This is a genomic window from Streptomyces sp. NPDC056987 (genome assembly GCF_042673865.1).
In the GTDB taxonomy this organism is placed as follows: domain Bacteria; phylum Actinomycetota; class Actinomycetes; order Streptomycetales; family Streptomycetaceae; genus Streptomyces.
The window spans coordinates 38,458-56,695 of sequence record NZ_JBHURV010000014.1; the positions used below are offsets into that span (position 1 = coordinate 38,458).

Sequence of the window (18,238 nt, forward strand, 5' to 3'; positions counted from 1 at the left end):
CCACACCACCTGTGTGTACGGCCGGGAGGCAGTACACACAGGTGGTGCCGGCCGCTGCCGTACCGCCACCTCCGCCGCGAGATCCTGTACGGGCCACGCATCGGCGTCCGGTGCGGTGGCGACACGTGACGGGGGCGGGAGGAGTACGGCGGTGGATGGTCAGGGAAGCGCGGGACGGCTCGACGAGCTGTTGCGCGAGGTGCGACGCCAGATGACCCGGGGAACCGGGCTGGAGCCGCGCGCGGTCGTGGACTGGCTCGGCCGGCAGACCCGTACGGAGGTCGCGCTGGTGGCGGGCACGGGCGTGGTGCAGGCCTCCACCGAGGGCTTCCCGCGCGGGCTGCCGGGCTCGATCGAGCCGCTGCTCGCGCGGCTCTCCGGAGGGCGGGCGGCCGCTGCCGCCACCGAGAGCGGATCGCTTCACATACGTCTCGAAGCACTCGGGACGCGGAGCCCGCGCCCCGTGCTGGTGGTGGCCGGCACCTCCGCGCCGACGCGGGACGCGGCGTCGCTGATCTCGCACGCGGCGAGCGTCATCACCCTGCTGGGCCAGGCGCGGGACGCCGACACGACGTTCCACGGCTACCAGTACAAGGCGCGTCAGCTGCGATTCGCGGTGCTCAGCGCCCTGTTGGCGGGAGACCTCACCCTGGCCCGCCGCATGACGACCGGTGCGGTCCCGGCACTTCTGGACGCCGACCGGCTGCGCGTCTACCTGCTGCACTGTCCGACGGAGGACCGGGACCGGCTCGTCCAGCTCCATCAGGACCGCTCGGGCTATCACGGTACGGGCCTGATGGCGCACTGCCCCGCGTTCAAGGAGCACCTCATCTGCCTGGTCACCGAGGACGCGGAGACCGGCGGTCCACACGACCAGGGCACCGTGCTGCGCCGGCTGGTGCGCGAGAACTCCGGGTACGCGCTGGGCATCAGCGGCCCGTACCCGCTCGACTCGACGGCCGAGGCGTACGGCCAGGCCCTGCATGCCCTGGCCGCCGCGCGTACCACGCCCGAGCGGGTGGCCGCCTACCTCGGCCAGGCGCACCTGGTGCGGCTGCTGCCCCGTCAGGCCGCCCTCGCCTGGGCGAGTACCTTCCTGCTGCCACTGGACTCCGTGCCGAAGCCGACCCTCGACATCACGCGTCTCGCCGTGACCTTCCCGCGCTCCGCCGTGGCCCGGCTGCTGGACATCAGCCGCAACACGGTCACCAGCCACCTCAAGCGGGTGGAGACAACTCTCGGGCTGGACCTGGGGGATGTCCGCACCCGTGCCGTACTCGACCTGGCCTTCGCCCTGACCGGTACGCGGTCCGCCGGTGAGAGCGCCGACCGGGAACCGCTTCCGGCCCCGGCGCTGGACGACGTGCTCGGCACTCACCCGGCGCGCACCTGGGCGCGGGCCTTCCTGCACCCCCTTCAGGACACCTCCCGCCGGGACCTGCGCACCACCGTGCGGACCTGGATCGACGCGAACACCGACGCCCAGCGCACCGCCGGGCGCCTCGGTGTCAGCCGCAACACGGTCAGGGCCCATCTGCGGGCCGCCGAGGGCCTGCTCGGCCGCGACCTGCTCACCACCGGTTCGGGCATCCATGACGTCGTCCACGCCCTGCACATCACCCGGGCCCACCCCGCGGACTGATTGAGCACCGTGCACACCCCGGGGCCGGCCTTGCGCACCGTGCACCGTTGCCGCAGGGATATGACGCTTCTAGCGTTGTCCACGCCGCGGTTCAGCGCCGCTGGTCACCGGTCGGCCGGGGGGAACGCCGGGAGCGACGGGTCCGGCGCGACGACGGCCTGCATCACAGGGGAATGCAGGCCGTCGTCGTCCTACGGAGACGCGTGGCGGGCCAGCTCGGCGGCCAGGCGCCGCAGGACCGTGCGGTTGGCGCGCCGCGTCGCGGCCCGGACGACGGGCGCCGGCAGACGGTCGGCGAGAGGGGCGCGCGTTCAGGCGTACGTGAACGACACCTGGCTGCCCGCCGAGCGCACCTTGCTGCCCGATGCGAGGTCAGGCGCGGCGTTCCTCGGCGACCAGGGCGAGTACACGCTCGCGCTCGTCGCGGCCCCAGGTCTCCTTGGTGGCGAGAATTCCGACGAGGCCGATCACGGCGGCGCCGAGGTAGAGCAGGGCGGCGCCCGGCCAGCCGAAGGCGCCCACCAGGGCGGCGGCGAGGAGTGGCGCGAAGCCGCCGACGGCTGCGGCGAGTTGGTAGCCGAGCGAGGCTCCCGAGGTGCGGGTGGCGGTGCGGAACTGCTCGGTCAGCAGGGAACCCTGTGTCCCCGTGAGCGAGGCGTGGATGAGCCCGATTCCGATGATGAACACGGCCACGACCGCTATTGGTTGGCCGGTGTTGGTGAGCAGATACATCGGGAACGCGAAGAGGATCGCTGCCGTGCAGCCCGCGATGTAGAGGGGGCGCCGTCCGATGCGGTCGGTGAGCGTGCCGGCGAGGAAGGTGACCGCGATGGCCAGGATACTGGCGGCGGTGATGGCGCCGAGAGCGACGGGGCGCAGATCGGGGTCGCGTTCGGTGAGGTAGTTGAGCAGGTAGGTCGCGGTGGAGTAGTACGCGAAGGATTCGACGACGCGCAGGGCGATCACCCGCAGGATGCTCCGCCAGTCGTTGCGGAGGGTCGCGAGGAGGGGGTTCTTCTCGGTCGTGCCGCTGGCCTGGGCTTCCTGGAACTCGGGGGATTCGGAGAGCCGGGAGCGCACGATCAGCGCGACGATGACGAGGACGGCGCTGAGCAGGAAGGGAGTTCGCCACTGCCAGTCGCCGTCGAGTGTGGCGCTCCAGGCGAATACGCCGCTGGCGAGGGCGATGCCCAGGGGGTTGCCGGACTGGGGGATCGCGGCGAACATCCCGCGGCGGTGCCACGGGGCGTGTTCGTAGGCCATGGTGATCGCCCCGCCCCATTCGGCGCCGAACGCCAGGCCCTGGATCATGCGGATCGCCACGAGCAGGATCGGTGCGACCACACCGGCCTGCTCGTAGGTCGGCAGCACACCGATGAGGAAGGTCGCGGCGCCCATGACGATCATGGCGGCGACCAGGACGGGCTTGCGGCCGAGCTTGTCGGCGAAGTAGCCGCCGATCGCGCCGCCGAGCGGGCGCATGACGAAGCCGACCGCGAGAGTGGCGAACGACAGGAGTGTGCCGACGAACCGGTCGCTCTCGGGGAAGAAGACGGCTCCGAAATAGAGCGCGGACGCGGTTCCGTAGGCGATGAAGTCGTAGTTCTCGACGCTGGTGCCGACGGCCGCGGCGACCGCGGTCTTGACGCGGTCCTTCGTGCCGAGCACGCTTCGCCGTCCGGCAACGGTGCTGGTGGACATGGGGATTCTCCTTGCGGGTGGTCTCCGGATCGCGGGTGTGTGATGCGGGAGTCCCGGGCCGGCAGGGCCGGGCTTCCTTTCCGGTGATTCCGGGTATGCCGGGGCGACGCACGGCGGCGTTCGGCGGCGTCGTACGGAGGGGATGCGCGGGAGCCGGCCCGCCGGCGGTGTCAGGCCGGCGGTGTCAGTGTGTCGAGCGCGTTGAGCTTGGTGACCCTGCGGCGGGTGTCCTCGTCGTCGTCGAAGGTGGCGGCGAGGAACTCGCGGACGATGTCCGGCACGAGCGCGTGCGGTACGAGCCAGGCGCCCATGGCGATGGCGTTGGCGTCGTCGTGCTCGACGGCCTGGTGGGCGGAGTAGGGCTCGTGGGCCAGACCGCAGCGGATGCCGGGCAGTTTGTTCGCGGCCATGACGGCGCCCTGACCGGTGCCGCACACGAGCACGGCCCGGTCCGCGGTTCCGGCGAGCACCGGGTCGCAGGTGGCCCGGGTGATGTCGGGGAAGTCGACGGGGTCGGAGCTGTCGGTGCCGCAGTCGACGATCTCGTGCCCGAGGTCCTCGATCGCCCGGCGCACGGCCGCTTTGAGCGGGTACCCGGCATGGTCTGCTCCGAGGGCTACCTTCATCGGCTGATCCTTTCGAAGGGGGTTTCGTCTCTGTCGGCGTCGTCCACGACGGTGCCGCGCGTGCTCATCGGACGCCTCCCCGTGACCGGTCGGCGAAGGAGGTGGCGACGCGTTGCCCGGATGCCGGGCGACCGGCGAGGAGGTCGACCAGTCCGCGCACGCCGAGGCGGCCGATCGACGACGCGTCGTTGCGGACCGCGCTGATGGGCGGCGCCGCGAACTCGAACCAGTCGAGGTCGTCGAAGGAGACGACCTCGACGCGGGCGGCCCCCTCCACACCGAGCCGCTCGCGCAGCGCGCGCACGGCCCCGAGGGTGGTCAGGCCGTTCGCGCCGAAGACGGCGGTGAAGGGGACGCCCCGGTCGATGACGCGGCCCATCGCCTCGGCCGCGCCCTCGGCCAGGAAGTCACCGGCGTCGAGCAGCCTGTCGTCGGTGCTGATCCCGTGCTTCTCACGTCCGGCGAGGTAGGCGGCGCGGCGTTCCGCGCCCGTGGAGATCGTGTCGGGGCCGCCGATGAACGCCACGTCGCGGTGGCCGCGCTGCCGCAGCCAGGCCAGGACATGGCCGACGCCCTCCGCGTTGTCGGTGCCGTACAGCGGGGCGTCGACGCCCTCGACCGTACGGTTGAGGAAGACGAGCGGCAGCCCGGAGGCAAGGGTGGCCGCGAGCTGCGGCGAGACCGTGCCCTGCGGGGAGAACAGCAGGCCGTCGATGCGCTGCGAGGCGAAGGTCCGCAGGTAGGCGTCGGCCTGTGCGGCGTCCTCGTTCGCGTTGGCCAGCAGCACGGTGTAGCCGTGCTGCCGCGCCTCCTGCTCCGCGGCGTGGGCGAGTTCGGAGAAGAACGGGTTGCGGATGTCCGATACGAGCAGCCCCAGCACATCGGTACGGGAACGCCGCAGCGACCGGGCGGGGCCGTTGGCGATGTAGCCCAGCTCGGCCGCGGCGGCGAGAACGCGGGACCGGGAGTCGGGCGAGGTCTGGCTGCTGCCGCTGAGCACCCGGGACGCGGTACCCAGCGAGACCCCGGCCCGTGCCGCGACGTCCTTGATCGTGGTCACCGGCTCCACCTCCTCGTGGAAACGTTTCCATAGCGGGAATGCCTCAAAGATCGCACACGGAACGTGAAAGGAGCAAGACCCGTACCCGTCCCGAGGCGGAAGCGCCGCGCGGGAGACGACGACGCCGATCCCCCTGCCTGCGGATCTCACCCGCAGGGGGATACGGAGCCGCTCCCGGCCGCTTTCCGAGACCTTTGCCGCTTCGGGTGGCCACCGGCTCCCCGGCGGCAGCACCATGGAAGAACGAGGGGGGCGCTTGGAGGGATCCCTCATGACGGCAATGATGGAAGTCAAGACGATCGACAAGGCAGATGAACGGCGAGACTTTCCGCGGGGCCACCTCGAAGTTCTCCACCTGACGGGGCTGGACTTCGCCGTGGCCACCTTCGAGCCCGGCTGGCACTGGACCGAGTCCCTGGGCCCGCTGGCCGGCACGGAGAGCTGCGAGGTCCAGCACAACGGCTTCGTGGTCCAGGGCAGGATGGGTCTCCGGATGAACGACGGCGCCGAGTGTGAAATCGGGCCCGGAGATGTCTTCGTCTGCCCGCCCGGTCACGATGCCTGGGTGGTCGGCGACGAACAGGTCATCCTGTACGACTTCGCGGGCCCCATGGCGCAGGAGTACGGCCGGGCGAAGCAGGGCTGAGGACTGCCGGGGCAGTCGGCAGTGACGTCAGGCCCGGCATCCGGCAACTGTCGGATGCCGGGCGCGCTGTGCGTGCGCACCCCGCTCCGGCGGGGAGTCGCGACGCGTTCAGCCGGCTGCCCGACGGCCGGGTGGTCACCCCGGTCAGGGATGGCGGGCGCGCGATGTACGCAGTGGATTATGCCCAGGACATCCCCTTCGTCCTCGACTGCGTCGAGGAGTGCGCCGCCGGGCGCAACCCCGACGCCGGGCGCCGCCCCGGTTCTGACGCCGCCCCAGGTCAGGGCCTCGGTGCCCCGGCGCGCAGGCCGTCCATGACCAGGTTCAGCAGGCGCTCGGCGGGGGACCGCCAGTCCTCGTGGGGGTTGAGCTGCCAGAGTCCGGCGATGGCGAGGATGAAGTCGTCCGCCGTCACACCGGGCCGGATGGTGCCCGCCTCCTCGGCGGCGCGGAGCAGGAGTCCGGCGGCTTCCGTCAGGGGAGTGGGGGACGGTTTCTGAGGACCGCCGGGGGTGCTGGTGGCGAGACGGATCGCGTCGGCCAGACCGGCCTTGGTCATCGCGAACTCGGCGAGCCGGTCCATCCAGGAGCGCAGGGCCTGATCGGGAGCGAGTTGTTCGAGCAACTCGGGCACGGCGTCGGCGACCTGACGCATCTCATGCCGGTAGATCTCCAGAACCAGGGACTCGCGATGGGGGAAGTTGCGGTAGAACGTGCCCTGTCCGACGCACGCCTTCCTGGCGATGACGCTGAGCGGTACGTCCGGGCGGAGCGTGAGTTCCGCGACGGCGACCTCCAGGATCCGTTCGCGGTTGCGCTGCGCGTCCGAGCGCAGAGGCGCGTCCTTCTTCTGTCCCACGGTCACTCCTCGCGAGCCGGTGGCCGAGCTCACCCCTTGTTAAGCGGACAGTTGTCCGTTACGTTTCCGGAGTAGCGGACAGCTGTCCGGACGCGTCCACCATAGCCGTGGGGACGGCTGTCCGGCAGCCACGCACCCGTGCCCTCGTGCCCGACTGTCCTGCCTGTCCTGCCTGTCCGCAGGACAGCTCCACCGAACCCGCCCCTGCCACCGACAGTGCACTCGTTCCATGCCCGGTCGGCCCGCCCGTCGGCGCTCCGACCGTCGCGGACCACGCGAAAGAAGCTGTTCATGGATTTACCGACGTCAAGTGTCATCAGTCTGAACGTCAACGGCGAGAAGCACACGCTGCCCGTCGACCACCGCACCACCCTGCTGGACGCCCTGCGCGAGCGTCTCGACCTGACCGGCACCAAGAAGGGCTGTGACCAGGGACAGTGTGGTGCCTGCACGGTCCTGGTCGACGGCCGCCGGACGGTGGCCTGCCTGCAACTCGCGGTCGCGGCCGAAGGGCGGGAGATCACCACGATCGAGGGCTTGGCCGACGGCGACCGACTGCACCCGGTGCAGCAGGCGTTCCTCGACCTCGACGGCTACCAGTGCGGGTACTGCACTCCGGGCCAGATCTGCGCCGCGATCGGTGTGCTGCGGGAACACGGCGACGGCTGGCCGAGCGCCGTCTCCCCGGACCTCCGGCCCGAGGCCGGGCCGCCACCGCTGACCGCCGAGGAGATCCGGGAGCGGATGAGCGGCAACCTGTGCCGGTGCGGCGCCTACAACTCGATCGTCGACGCCGTGGCCCGTGCCGCGCGGACGGCCCACGAAGCCCCGGTGGCCGCGGACACCGAGGGGGCCGCGGCATGAGGGAGTTCGGCTATCAGCGCGCCCTCGGCGTGCCGGACGCGGTCGCCCTCCTCGACGCCGATCCCGCCGCCCGTGTCCTCGCGGGCGGCACCAACCTGGTCGACCTGATGAAGAGCGGCGTCGAGCGGCCCGGCCGCCTCGTCGACGTACGCGAACTGCCCCTGGACCGCGTCGAGTCCACACCCGGCGGCGGTCTGCGGATCGGCGCCACCGTCACCAACAGCGACCTCGCCGCCCACCCCGACGTCCGGCTCCGCTATCCGGTGCTGGCCCAGGCGGTCCTCGCGGGCGCCTCGGGACAACTGCGCAACATGGCCACCGTCGGCGGCAACCTTCTCCAGCGCACCCGCTGCGCCTACTTCGCCGACACCACCATGCCGTGCAACAAGCGGGAACCCGGCAGCGGTTGCCCCGCGATCCGCGGTGAACACCACAACCACGCCGTGCTCGGCGCCTCCGCGCACTGTGTGGCCGTGCACCCGTCGGACCTGGCCGTCGCCCTGTCCGCCCTCGACGCCGTGGTGCACTACGAGACGGCCGCCGGACCGGGCGAGTCGCCGCTCGACCGGTTCTACCTCCCCGTCGACGACACCCCGCACCGTGAGACATCCCTGCCGGAGGGGGCACTGATCACCGGCGTCACACTGCCCCCGGCCCCGGTCGCCGCCCGCTCCCGCTACCGGAAGGTGCGCGAGCGTGCCTCGTTCGCCTTCGCCATCGGCTCCGTCGCCGCCGCTCTCGATGTCCGCGACGGCGTCGTGCGCGACGTGCGCCTCGCGTTCGGCGCGGTCGCCTCCCGCCCCTGGCGGGCCCGCGCGGCGGAACGGGTCCTCGCGGGCGCGCCCGCGGACGCCGAGACCTTCGCCGCCGCGGCGGACGCCGAACTGACCGCCGCCCGGCCCCTGCCGTACAACGAGTACAAGGTGACTCTGATGCGTAACCTCACCGTGGCCGTGCTGAGCGAACTGGCGCGGGAGGCCACCCGATGACCACTGCCACGAGGACCGGTTCCGTCGGCACCGGCCACATCCGCGTGGAAGGCCGCGACAAGGTCACCGGCGCGGCCCGCTACGCGGGCGAGATCCCCTTCGCCGGCCTGGCCCACGGCTGGCTGGTGCTGTCCACCGTCGCCCGCGGCCGCGTCCGGGACATCGTCACCGAACCCGTACTGCGCATGCCCGGCGTCCTCGCCGTACTGGACCACCGCAACGCCCCACGGCTCCACACCGACTACGCCGGTCTGCTCGGGACCAGCCCCGACCCCACCTGCGCCGTCTTCCAGCACGACCGGGTGCCGCACCGGGGCTGGCCGGTGGCGTTGGTGGTCGCTCGGACACCCGAGGAGGCACGGGAGGCGGCCGACGCCCTCGTCGTGCACTACGAACCGCAGCCGCACGACATCGACTTCGGCGCGGACCGACCGGACTCCCGTCCGGCGGAGGGCCGTACGCCCGCGGTGACGTCCAAGGGCGACCTGGAAGCCGAGCTCGCCGCCTCCGCCGTCGTCCTGGACGCCGAGTACACCACTCCGGAAGAGCATCACAACCCCATGGAGCCGCACGGCGTGACGGCGCGCTGGGACGGCGGCCGGCTCGACGTGGTCGACTCCAACCAGGGCGCCACCTGGGTCGTCGGGGAGCTGGCCGATCTCTTCTCCCTCGACCCGTCCATGGTGCGCGTACGCTCCGAGCACGTGGGCGGTGGCTTCGGCAGCAAGGGCGTCCGCGCCCACCAGGTGGCCGCCGTGATGGCCGCCTCCGTCCTGCGGCGTCCGGTACGCGTCGTCCTGACCCGGCGTCAGATGTTCACGCTGGCCGGACACCGCAGTCCCACCGTCCAGCGGATCAGGCTCGGAGCCGATGCCGACGGGCGGCTGCGCGCTCTGGAACACCGCTCCCTGAGCCGCACCTCCACGGTGCACGAGTTCGTCGAACCGAGCGCCGGGGTGGCCCGGGTGATGTACGACGCCGACGCCCACCGCACGGAGAACCGCGTCGTGGGCCTGGACGTCCCGAGCCCCACCTGGATGCGAGGCCCCGGCGAGGCGCCCGGCTCCTTCGCCCTGGAGTCCGCCCTGGACGAACTCGCCGAGAAGGCCGGCGTCGACCCCGTCCAACTGCGCCTGCGCAACGATACGGACAGGGGGCCCGTCTCCGGTCTGCCGTTCGCCGGGCGCAATCTGCGTGCCTGCTTCGAGGAAGGCGCCCGCCGCTTCGGCTGGGCGCTGCGTGACCCGAGGCCGGGACGGCGCCGGGACGGCCGCTGGCTGCTGGGCACGGGCACCGCGGCCGCCTCCTTCGGCGCGGGCGTCATGCCGTCGACGGCCGCGATCACCGCGCAGCCGGACGGGGGGTTCACCGTACGGATCTCCGCGGCGGACATCGGCACCGGCGCGCGGACCGCCCTCACCCTGGTCGCCGCGGACGCGCTGGACGTGGCGCCGGACCGGGTGCGGGTGCGGCTAGGCGACAGCGCGTTCGGACCGGCGATGATCGCGGGCGGCTCCATGGGCACCCGGTCCTGGTCCTGGGCCGTCACGGCGGCCGCCGCCGAGCTGCGGGAACGGCTCGTCCCGGGCATGGACATCCCGCCCGACGGCATCACCGTACGCTCCGACACCACGGAGGCCGTGGCCGCTCTCGCGCACAAGGAACGTCACTCCTTCGGCGCCCAGTTCGCCGAGGTCGCCGTCGACATCACGACCGGCGAGGTGCGGGTGCGGCGGATGCTCGGCGTCTTCGCGGCGGGACGCATCGTCAACCCGCTGACCGCGCGGGGGCAGTTGATCGGCGGCATGATCTGGGGCATCTCCATGGCCCTGCACGAGGAAGCGGTGCGGGACCCGGCGTCCGGCGGCCTCGTCGGTGCGGACCTGGCCGGTTACCACATCTCCGCCCACGCCGACGTGCCCCGCATCGAGGCGGACTGGGTGGACGATCCCGACCCCGACGACCCCGCCGGAGGCATCAAGGGCATCGGAGAGATCGGCATCGTGGGCGCCGCGGCGGCCCTCGCCAACGCGGTCCGGCACGCGACCGGAGTGCGCCACCGGAGCCTGCCGATCCGCCCGGACCGGGTTCTGCGGGCGGGCCGGGATGCTTGATCTCGCACCCGATCTGCTCGGCTGGCTGGAGGAGGGACGCGATGTCGCCGTGGCCACCGTGGTGGCCGTCGGCGGCAGCGCCCCGCGCGGCCCGGGCGCGGCCCTCGCCGTCGACTCCGCCGGCACCGTCATCGGCTCGGTCTCCGGCGGCTGCGTCGAGGGCGCGGTCTACGAGCTGTGCGAACAGGCCCTCAGAGACGGCGGGAGCGTGCTCGAACGCTTCGCCCACAGCGACGAGGACGCCTTCGCCGTGGGGCTGACCTGCGGCGGTGTCCTCGACGTGCTGATCACCCCGCTGACCTCCGATACGCCCGCCAGGACCCTCCTGCGATCGGCGCTGGACCTGGCGGCGGCCGGCGAGGCGGTGGCCCTGGCCCGTGTCGTGCGCGGTCCGGCCGGACTGCTCGGCGGCGCCCTGCTGGTACGGGCCGGCGGGGCCTGGGAGGGGGGACTCGGCGGGGGAGCGGAACTGGACCGTACGGCCGCGGCCGAGGCGGGGACGGCCCTGGACATGGGCCGCACCGGAACGGTAGAGCTCACGGAGGACGGTGCGCGCTGTCCGGGCGGTCTCACCCTGCTGATCGAGTCGAGCCTGCCACCGCCGCGCATGATCGTCTTCGGCGCGGTCGACTTCGCGGCGGCGCTGGTCGGCGCCGGCAAGTTCCTCGGCTACCACGTCACCGTGTGCGACGCCCGGCCCGTCTTCGCGACCCGGGCTCGCTTTCCGGGCGCCGACGAGATCGTCGTGGACTGGCCGCACCGTTATCTGCGGGGTACCCGGACGGACGCCCGGACCGTGCTGTGCGTGCTCACCCACGACGCCAAGTTCGACATACCTCTCCTGGAGGTCGCACTGCGGACACCGGCGGCGTTCGTCGGCGCGATGGGCTCACGGCGCACCCACCTGGACCGCGACCGCCGTCTGCGAGAAGCGGGCCTGAGCGACACGGAGTTGGCGCGCCTGCGGTCACCCATCGGTCTCGACCTCGGAGGCCGGACGCCCGAGGAGACGGCCCTGTCGATCGCGGCGGAGATCGTCGCCGCCCGCCGCGGTGGCACCGGTGTGCCCCTGACCGGCACGGTCGCCCCGATCCACCGCGAGCCGGCCGCACGGACGGCCTGACGGCCGGGGAGGCCGGTGGTCGGCCGGCGGGCGGGTTGGTCGGTGGGCGGAACAGCCCGCCGTCGTGCCGCCCGGGGCAGCCGGGGCGGGTGCTTCAGAGCAGGTGACGGATTCGGGTCAGCGTCGACGCGGTGAGTACGTGATCGGGGTGTCCTTGTGCGGTGAGGCGGCCGTCCTGGAGCAGGAGGCAGGTGTCCGCCGCGCGTGCGGCCGCCAGGTCGTGCGTGGCGTGTACGACCGTCACGCCGTCCGCGACGAGTGCCGTCAGGAGGGCGCTGATCCGTTCCCTCGCCTCCGGGTCCAGACCCGTGGTCGGTTCGTCGAGGAGCAGCAGGTCCGATTCCTGTGCCAGCCCCTGTGCGATGAGGGCGCGTTGACGCTGTCCGCCGGACAGTTCCCCCAGTTGACGTGGGGCGAGGTCACCGATGCCGAGCCGCTCCAGCGCGGCGTCCACGGTTGAGTGGTCCCGGCGGGTCAGCCGGCGCCACGGTCCGCGCTCGCCCCAGCGTCCCATCTCCACGGTCTGCCGAACGGTGAGCGGCAGGGTGTCACCGGAGGCTCCGCGCTGCGGTACGAACGCCGGTGGCCGTTCTCCGCTGTGCCGGATGTCGCCGGCTGTCGGACGGATCACACCGGCGAGAACGCCGAGCAGGGTCGACTTGCCGCTGCCGTTCGGTCCGACGAGCGCCGTCGTCCTCAACCTCGCTATTTCTGCGGTGAGTTGTCGCAGCACGGGGCGACCGGGGTAGCCGGCGCACAGATCGGTGAAGTGGACGCGAGAAGTCCGGTCCCGGGGCGAGGCGGGCGAGGAAGGCGGTTTGTTGAACATGGTTTTCATTGTAGTGTCCTCGCCATGGAATGGTTGACGGCCCCGTTCGAGGTGGCCTTTGTGCAGCGAGCCCTGTGGGGCGGCATCCTGGTGTCCGCGATCTGCGCGCCGGCGGGCACCTGGGTGGTTCTGCGGGGGATGGCCTTCCTCGGCGACGCCATGTCCCACGGCCTGCTGCCGGGGGTTGCGCTGGCCGCGCTGCTGGGCACGAACCTGCTGGTGGGCGCGGTGGTCAGCGCCGCCGTCATGACGGCCGGCGTCACGGCGCTCGGGCGCACCCCGAGGCTGTCCCAGGACACCGGCATCGGACTGCTCTTCGTCGGCATGCTCTCGCTCGGCGTGATCATCGTCTCCCGCTCGCAGTCGTTCGCGGTGGACCTGACCGGCTTCCTGTTCGGTGACGTCCTGGCCGTCCGCCGGCAGGACCTCTTTCTGCTCGCGGGAGCGTTGTCCGTGGCGCTGGCGGTGTCGGTCCTCGGCCACCGCTCCTTCCTGGCCCTGGCGTTCGACCCGGGCAAGGCCCGGACACTGGGACTGCGTCCGCGCCTGGCCAACGCCGTACTGCTCGGGCTGCTCGGCCTGGCGATCGTCGCCTCGTTCCACATCGTGGGAACGCTGCTGGTCCTCGGCCTGCTCATCGCTCCGCCGGCGGCGGCCCTGCCGTGGGCGCGCGGCGTCGGTGGGGTGATGGCGCTCGCCGCGCTCCTCGGTGTCGCCGCCACGTTCGGCGGCCTCCTGCTGTCCTGGCACCTGGGCACCGCCGCCGGCGCGACCGTCTCGGCCCTCGCGGTGAGCCTGTTCTTCCTCTCCCACCTGGCATCCGGCCTCCGTCACCGTCGTACGCGCCCTGCCCCCGCCCTCGAAGTCAACTGACAGAAGCCTGAGGCGAATGCCATGACCGTCCACAGAAATGTCACTCCGTGGGCTTCGGCCGCACTGGTGCTCACCGCGCTGCTCGCCACGGGCTGCGCGGGGGAGATGGAGCACGACCCACGCCCCCCGGCGAGTTCCTCGTCCGCCACTCCGCACGGGTATGTCGAGGGGGCGGACGAGGCCGCCGAGCAGCAGTCCCGTCTGCTCCTCAACGACCCGCACAGCGGCGACAGCAGGGTTCTCGACCTCACCACCGGCACGGTGCGCACGACGGCCCGGGTGCAAGGCGCCGTCCGGCTGGGCACGGACGGACGATTCGGCTATCTCCACACCTCCGGCGGCACCCACGTGCTCGACGGCGGCGCCTGGATGGTGGACCACGGGGACCACGTCCACTACTACAGCGCGGCATCACGTGATGTCGGCAAGCTGGCCGTGGGCCGCCGGGCGCAGGTGCGCAGCGACAGGGTCGTGACCGCGGTGACCGACGGGGACGGGCGGGCCGTCCTGTACGACCGGAGCAAGCTGGAGAAGGGCGAGATCGTCTCGTCCCGGACGCTCGCGGGCACGTACACCGGAGCCGTCCTGCCGTACGAGGAACACCTGCTGGCCTTCGCCGACGAGGCGGGCACCACCAAGCTCGTCGTGCTCGACCGGAAGGGCAGGCGCGTCGCCTCCCCGGAGGCGCCGTGCGAGGAACCACGAGGAGACGCCGTCACCCGGCGTGGCGTGGTCCTCGGCTGCTCCGGCGGAGCCCTGCTCGTCCGTAACGAGGACGGCGCCTTCACCGTCGAGGAGATCCCCTACGGCGAGGATGTCCCGACGACGGAACGCGCCACCTCCTTCCACCGGCGCCCCGGCAGCGACACCCTCACCGCACCGGCCGGAGACGACGCCGTATGGGTCCTGGACGTCACCGCACGGACCTGGACCCGGGTGGACACCGGGCCCGTCGTCGCCGCCAACACCGCCGGAGAGGGCTCCCCGCTGCTCGTCCTGGAGACCGACGGCTCACTGCACGGCTACGACATCGCCACCGGACGGCAGACCGCCCGGACCGGCCCGCTCCTCACCCGGGAAGAGCGGGCCGACACCGACCACAGCGCCCCCGTGATCGAGATCGACCGCAGCCGCGCCTATGTCAACGACCCTGAAGGCAAGCGGGTGTTCGAGATCGACTACAACGACGGTCTGCGCATCGCGCGCTCCTTCGACCTGGACATCGAGCCGGTCCTCATGGCGGAGACCGGCCGATGAGCCGGAGCGCGGCGAAGCGGCGCCTGCGGGTGGGCGTGGCACGGCTGCGCAGCCTGATCGTGGGCCTGCTCGCCCTCGTCACGGCCGCCGCCGCCTCCGCGTGCACCACCGGTGAGGACCGGCCCCGTATCGTCGTCACGACCAACATCCTCGGCGACATCACCCGGGAGATCGCCGGGGCGGAAGCCGACGTCACCGTCCTGATGAAGCCCGGCGCCGATCCGCACTCCTTCGGGCTGTCGGCGGTGCAGGCCGCCGAGTTGGAGCGCGCCGACCTCGTGGTCCACAACGGCCTGGGGCTGGAGGAGAACGTCCTGCGGCACGTGGACGCCGCCCGCGAGTCCGGCGTCGCCACCTTCGCGGCCGGCGAAGCGGCCGACCCGCTCACCTTCCGGACGGCGGCCGACGGCGGCGGCAAGACCTCGGGGACGGGCCCCGAGGAAGCGGAAGGACAACCCGACCCGCACTTCTGGACCGATCCCGACCGGGTGCGCAAGGTCGCCGGCCTGATAGCCGACCAGGTGATCAAGCATGTCGACGGGGTGGACGCGAGCGCGATACACGCACATGCCGACCGCTACGACGAGGAACTCACGGTCCTCACCGCCTGGATGGAGAAGTCCTTCGACCGGGTTCCCGAGGACAAGCGCGCCCTGGTGACCAACCACCACGTCTTCGGCTACCTCGCCGACCGCTTCGGCTTCGAGGTGATCGGCGCGGTGATCCCCAGCGGCACCACACTGGCCTCACCCAGCTCCTCCGACCTGCGTTCGCTCACCGAGGCGATGGCGGAGGCCGGCGTACGCACCGTGTTCGCCGACTCCTCCCGGCCCACCCGCCTCGCCGAGGTGCTGCGCGCGGAACTGGGCGGCCGGGTCCGGGTCGTGGAGCTCCACTCGGAGTCGCTGACCGCCCAGGGCGAGGGCGCCGACACCTACCTGCGGATGATGCGCGCCAACACCACGGCCATGACCGACGGCCTGACCGCCGCGACGAACGGCGACTGACCCCCCTCAACCCCCCCCGGACGGAAGCCGGTTCAGTCCCCGGACGGAAACCGGCTCAGTCCCCGGACGGACACCGGGCGACCGGACCGGACCCGTCACACCACTCGCCGCCACCGAGCGGCGCGGAAAGGAACACACCGATGAACAAGCCGATACGCGGCAGAGTCCTCACGGGGACGGCACTCGCCCTGGCGGTGTCCACCGTCCTGACGGCCTGCGCGGGGAACGATGCCTCCTCCGACGCCAAGGCCGAGGGCGCCGCGAACGCCACGCCCGCCGCCACGGTCAAGGACCCGCTGGTCGCCACCTTCGACGGCGGCCTGTACATCCTGGACGGTGAGAACCTCAAGCTGACCGGGACCATCGAGATGCCCGGTTTCAACCGGGTCAACCCCGCCGGTGACCAGGACCACGTCATCGTCTCCACCGGTACGGGCTTCCGCGTGCTGGACGCCACCGGGCAGGCCCTCACCGACATCGAGTACCAGGGGTCCAAGCCCGGCCACGTCGTACGGCACGCGGGCAGGACGGCGCTCTTCACCGACGGCACCGGAGAGGTCAACGTCTTCGACCCCGCCGATCTGAGCGACGGCAGGAAGCCGGAAGGACGTACCTACTCCTCCGCCGAGGCACACCACGGTGTCGCCATCGAACTGGCCAACGGCGAACTCCTCAGCACCCTGGGCACCGAGGAGAAGCGGACCGGCGCGCTGGTGCTGGACGAGAACAACATGGAGATCACCCGCAACGAGAAGTGCCCCGGTGTGCACGGCGAGGCCGCGGCCCGGAACGAGGCCGTCGCCGTCGGCTGCGAGGACGGCATCCTGATCTACCAGGACGGGAACTTCACCAAGGTCGACGCTCCCGACGACTACGGCCGCATCGGCAACCAGGCCGGCAGCGACGCCTCCCCGGTCCTGCTGGGTGACTACAAGACCGACCCGGAGGCCGAGCTGGAGCGGCCGACCCGCATCTCCCTCATCGACACGGAGAAGAAGAAGCTGCGCCTGGTCGACCTGGGCACCAGCTACTCCTTCCGCTCGCTGGCCCGAGGCCCGCGGGGCGAGGCCCTCGTCCTCGGCACCGACGGCGCCCTCCACGTCATCGACCAGAACAGCGGCGAAGTCGAGAAGAGGATCCCCGCCGTGGGCACGTGGCAGGAGCCGCTGGACTGGCAGCGGGCCCGGCCCACCCTGTTCGTCCGCGACGGCACCGCGTACGTCTCCGACCCCGGCGAGAAGGCCCTGCACGCCATCGACCTGGCGACCGGCAGGAAGACGGCCTCCGTCACCCTGCCGGAGAGCACCAACGAGCTGTCAGGCGTCGTCGAGGGACCACACTGACTGCGCGGCCCCCCCGCGGCCGTGACGGCCGCGGGGGGCTGTCCAGCCGGTCAACCTGGTCCGGAGGTGATCAGTCGCGATATCGGGGAGTCGCCGTTTCTCGCAGCTCAGGGGCGGTCGACGGGCGTCGTGGATTGCCGTCGGCCTCTTCCGCCTTGAGAATGGAATTCCGGCGGAACACCGTGGGACGCGACCGAGGAGGAGTCTCCCGGAAACAACGGCCCCCGGACGGGCCCGCCGGTCCACGGGTACGACTTCCGAGGAGCGCCGATGAAGGATACGTACCGAGCCGCGGAGGTGACCGCTCCGAACGGCACGCTCGAACTCACCGAGCGGAAGCTGAGGCAGACGGATTCCGGTCAGGTCAGGATTGCCGTGGAGGCATGCGGGATCTGTCATAGCGATGCCTTCTTCGTGAGCGGCGGACTGCCGGGAGTGTCTTTCCCCGTCGTGCCCGGGCACGAGATCGCCGGGCGCGTCGAGGAACTGGGCGATGGCGCCGGGGAGCAGGGCTGGCAGGTCGGTGACCGGGTCGCCGTCGGCTGGTTCGGCGGGAGCTGCGGACACTGCAGGCCGTGCAGACAGGGCGACTTCATCGTCTGCCGGAACCTGAAGGTTCCCGGGTGGACGTACGACGGGGGATTCGCCGAGAAGGTGATCGCCCCCGTCGACGCACTGGCCCGTATCCCCGACGGGCTGACGGCCTCCGACGCCGGGCCCCTCGCGTGCGCCGGTGTGACGGTCTTCAACGGGCTGCGGCGCAGTTCCGCCCGGCCCGGGGACCTGGTCGCGGTGCTCGGGCTCGGCGGCCTGGGGCACCTCGCCGTGCGGTACGCGGTCGCGATGGGGTTCGAGACCGTGGCGATCGCGCGCGGTCCGGAGAAGGCCGGCTTCGCCGAGCGACTCGGTGCTCATCACTACGTGGACAGCACGGCCGGCACCCCGGCTGCCGAGAGTCTGCGGTCCCTCGGCGGTGCCAAGGTCCTCCTGGCGACCGCCGCGAACTCCGGGGCCATCACCTCCGTCGTGAACGGCCTGGCGCCCCGGGGTGAACTCGTGGTCATCGGAGCCGACACCGCGCCGCTGGGCATCAACCCGTCCCAACTGCTCTCGGACGCCTATGTCATCAGGGGCCACCCCTCCGGCACCGCGCAGGACGTCGAGGACACCATGGCGTTCAGCACCCTGCACGACATCCGGCCCATGACCGAGCCCGTGCCGCTGGACCGCGCGGAGGAGGCATTCCAGAAGATGCTCGCCGGCAAGGCCCGCTTCCGGATGGTCCTCACGGTGGGGTGACCCGGT

16 protein-coding genes are annotated in these 18,238 nt (G+C 71.9%); 11 read left to right on the top strand and 5 right to left on the bottom strand.

The window, feature by feature from the left end; all coding sequences use genetic code 11:
* Positions 1 to 151: 151 nt before the first annotated feature.
* On the top strand, positions 152 to 1,642 hold the full coding sequence (locus ACFTZC_RS18150; protein WP_382890776.1) for a helix-turn-helix domain-containing protein: 1,491 nt from the start codon (positions 152 to 154) through the stop codon (positions 1,640 to 1,642).
* Between the two features lie 372 nt (positions 1,643 to 2,014).
* Here the strand turns inward: ACFTZC_RS18150 and ACFTZC_RS18155 are convergent, their stop codons facing one another.
* From ACFTZC_RS18155 to ACFTZC_RS18165, 3 genes are all read right to left on the bottom strand, one after another.
* A complete protein-coding gene (locus tag ACFTZC_RS18155) occupies positions 2,015 to 3,343 on the bottom strand; it encodes an MFS transporter (protein WP_382890778.1) in 1,329 nt (442 codons plus the stop codon).
* A gap of 170 nt (positions 3,344 to 3,513) precedes the next feature.
* Positions 3,514 to 3,969: an RpiB/LacA/LacB family sugar-phosphate isomerase gene (locus ACFTZC_RS18160; RefSeq protein WP_382890780.1), complete on the bottom strand. Its 456-nt coding sequence runs from the start codon at positions 3,967 to 3,969 to the stop codon at positions 3,514 to 3,516.
* Between the two features lie 64 nt (positions 3,970 to 4,033).
* Positions 4,034 to 5,029, bottom strand: a complete 996-nt coding sequence (locus ACFTZC_RS18165) for a LacI family DNA-binding transcriptional regulator (RefSeq protein ID WP_382890783.1) — start codon at positions 5,027 to 5,029, stop codon at positions 4,034 to 4,036.
* 280 nt (positions 5,030 to 5,309) lie between these two features.
* On the opposite strand from ACFTZC_RS18165, the gene ACFTZC_RS18170 reads away from it, so the two are divergent.
* Positions 5,310 to 5,675 (top strand): cupin domain-containing protein, encoded by a 366-nt coding sequence (locus ACFTZC_RS18170; RefSeq protein ID WP_382891059.1) that lies wholly within the window; start codon positions 5,310 to 5,312, stop codon positions 5,673 to 5,675.
* Positions 5,676 to 5,955: 280 nt separating this feature from the next.
* Here ACFTZC_RS18170 and ACFTZC_RS18175 read toward each other — a convergent pair whose 3' ends face one another.
* Positions 5,956 to 6,534: a TetR/AcrR family transcriptional regulator gene (locus ACFTZC_RS18175; protein ID WP_382890785.1), complete on the bottom strand. Its 579-nt coding sequence runs from the start codon at positions 6,532 to 6,534 to the stop codon at positions 5,956 to 5,958.
* A gap of 291 nt (positions 6,535 to 6,825) precedes the next feature.
* On the opposite strand from ACFTZC_RS18175, the gene ACFTZC_RS18180 reads away from it, so the two are divergent.
* Genes ACFTZC_RS18180 through ACFTZC_RS18195 form a run of 4 tightly spaced genes read left to right on the top strand, consistent with a single transcriptional unit; the run spans position 6,826 to position 11,624 of the window.
* A complete protein-coding gene (locus ACFTZC_RS18180; RefSeq protein WP_382890787.1) occupies positions 6,826 to 7,398 on the top strand; it encodes a (2Fe-2S)-binding protein in 573 nt (190 codons plus the stop codon).
* Complete coding sequence (locus ACFTZC_RS18185) at positions 7,395 to 8,387, top strand: FAD binding domain-containing protein (protein ID WP_382890788.1); 993 nt, start codon at positions 7,395 to 7,397, stop codon at positions 8,385 to 8,387. The genes ACFTZC_RS18180 and ACFTZC_RS18185 overlap by 4 nt, the downstream gene beginning before the upstream one ends.
* Complete coding sequence (locus ACFTZC_RS18190; protein ID WP_382890790.1) at positions 8,384 to 10,501, top strand: xanthine dehydrogenase family protein molybdopterin-binding subunit; 2,118 nt, start codon at positions 8,384 to 8,386, stop codon at positions 10,499 to 10,501. The genes ACFTZC_RS18185 and ACFTZC_RS18190 overlap by 4 nt, the downstream gene beginning before the upstream one ends.
* Entirely contained in the window at positions 10,494 to 11,624 is a 1,131-nt protein-coding gene (locus ACFTZC_RS18195; RefSeq protein ID WP_382890792.1) for an XdhC family protein, read from the top strand. Before ACFTZC_RS18190 ends, ACFTZC_RS18195 begins: the two co-directional genes overlap by 8 nt.
* Before the next feature lie 94 nt (positions 11,625 to 11,718).
* On the opposite strand, the gene aztA is transcribed toward ACFTZC_RS18195, so the two are convergent.
* Positions 11,719 to 12,462 (bottom strand): zinc ABC transporter ATP-binding protein AztA, encoded by a 744-nt coding sequence (aztA, locus tag ACFTZC_RS18200; RefSeq protein ID WP_382890794.1) that lies wholly within the window; start codon positions 12,460 to 12,462, stop codon positions 11,719 to 11,721.
* Between the two features lie 15 nt (positions 12,463 to 12,477).
* On the opposite strand from aztA, the gene aztB reads away from it, so the two are divergent.
* From aztB to ACFTZC_RS18225, 5 genes are all read left to right on the top strand, one after another.
* Positions 12,478 to 13,326 carry a zinc ABC transporter permease AztB gene (gene aztB, locus ACFTZC_RS18205; protein ID WP_382890796.1) on the top strand — a complete coding sequence of 283 codons (849 nt, stop codon included), beginning with the start codon at positions 12,478 to 12,480 and terminating at the stop codon, positions 13,324 to 13,326.
* Between the two features lie 21 nt (positions 13,327 to 13,347).
* Positions 13,348 to 14,583, top strand: coding sequence for a hypothetical protein (locus ACFTZC_RS18210; protein ID WP_382890798.1), 1,236 nt, complete (start codon positions 13,348 to 13,350; stop codon positions 14,581 to 14,583).
* Positions 14,580 to 15,590 carry a zinc ABC transporter substrate-binding protein AztC gene (gene aztC / locus ACFTZC_RS18215; protein ID WP_382890800.1) on the top strand — a complete coding sequence of 337 codons (1,011 nt, stop codon included), beginning with the start codon at positions 14,580 to 14,582 and terminating at the stop codon, positions 15,588 to 15,590. The genes ACFTZC_RS18210 and aztC overlap by 4 nt, the downstream gene beginning before the upstream one ends.
* Positions 15,591 to 15,730: 140 nt before the next feature.
* Positions 15,731 to 16,933 carry a zinc metallochaperone AztD gene (gene aztD, locus ACFTZC_RS18220; protein ID WP_382890802.1) on the top strand — a complete coding sequence of 401 codons (1,203 nt, stop codon included), beginning with the start codon at positions 15,731 to 15,733 and terminating at the stop codon, positions 16,931 to 16,933.
* 270 nt (positions 16,934 to 17,203) lie between these two features.
* A complete protein-coding gene (locus ACFTZC_RS18225) occupies positions 17,204 to 18,232 on the top strand; it encodes an alcohol dehydrogenase catalytic domain-containing protein (protein WP_382890804.1) in 1,029 nt (342 codons plus the stop codon).
* Positions 18,233 to 18,238 lie beyond the last annotated feature (6 nt).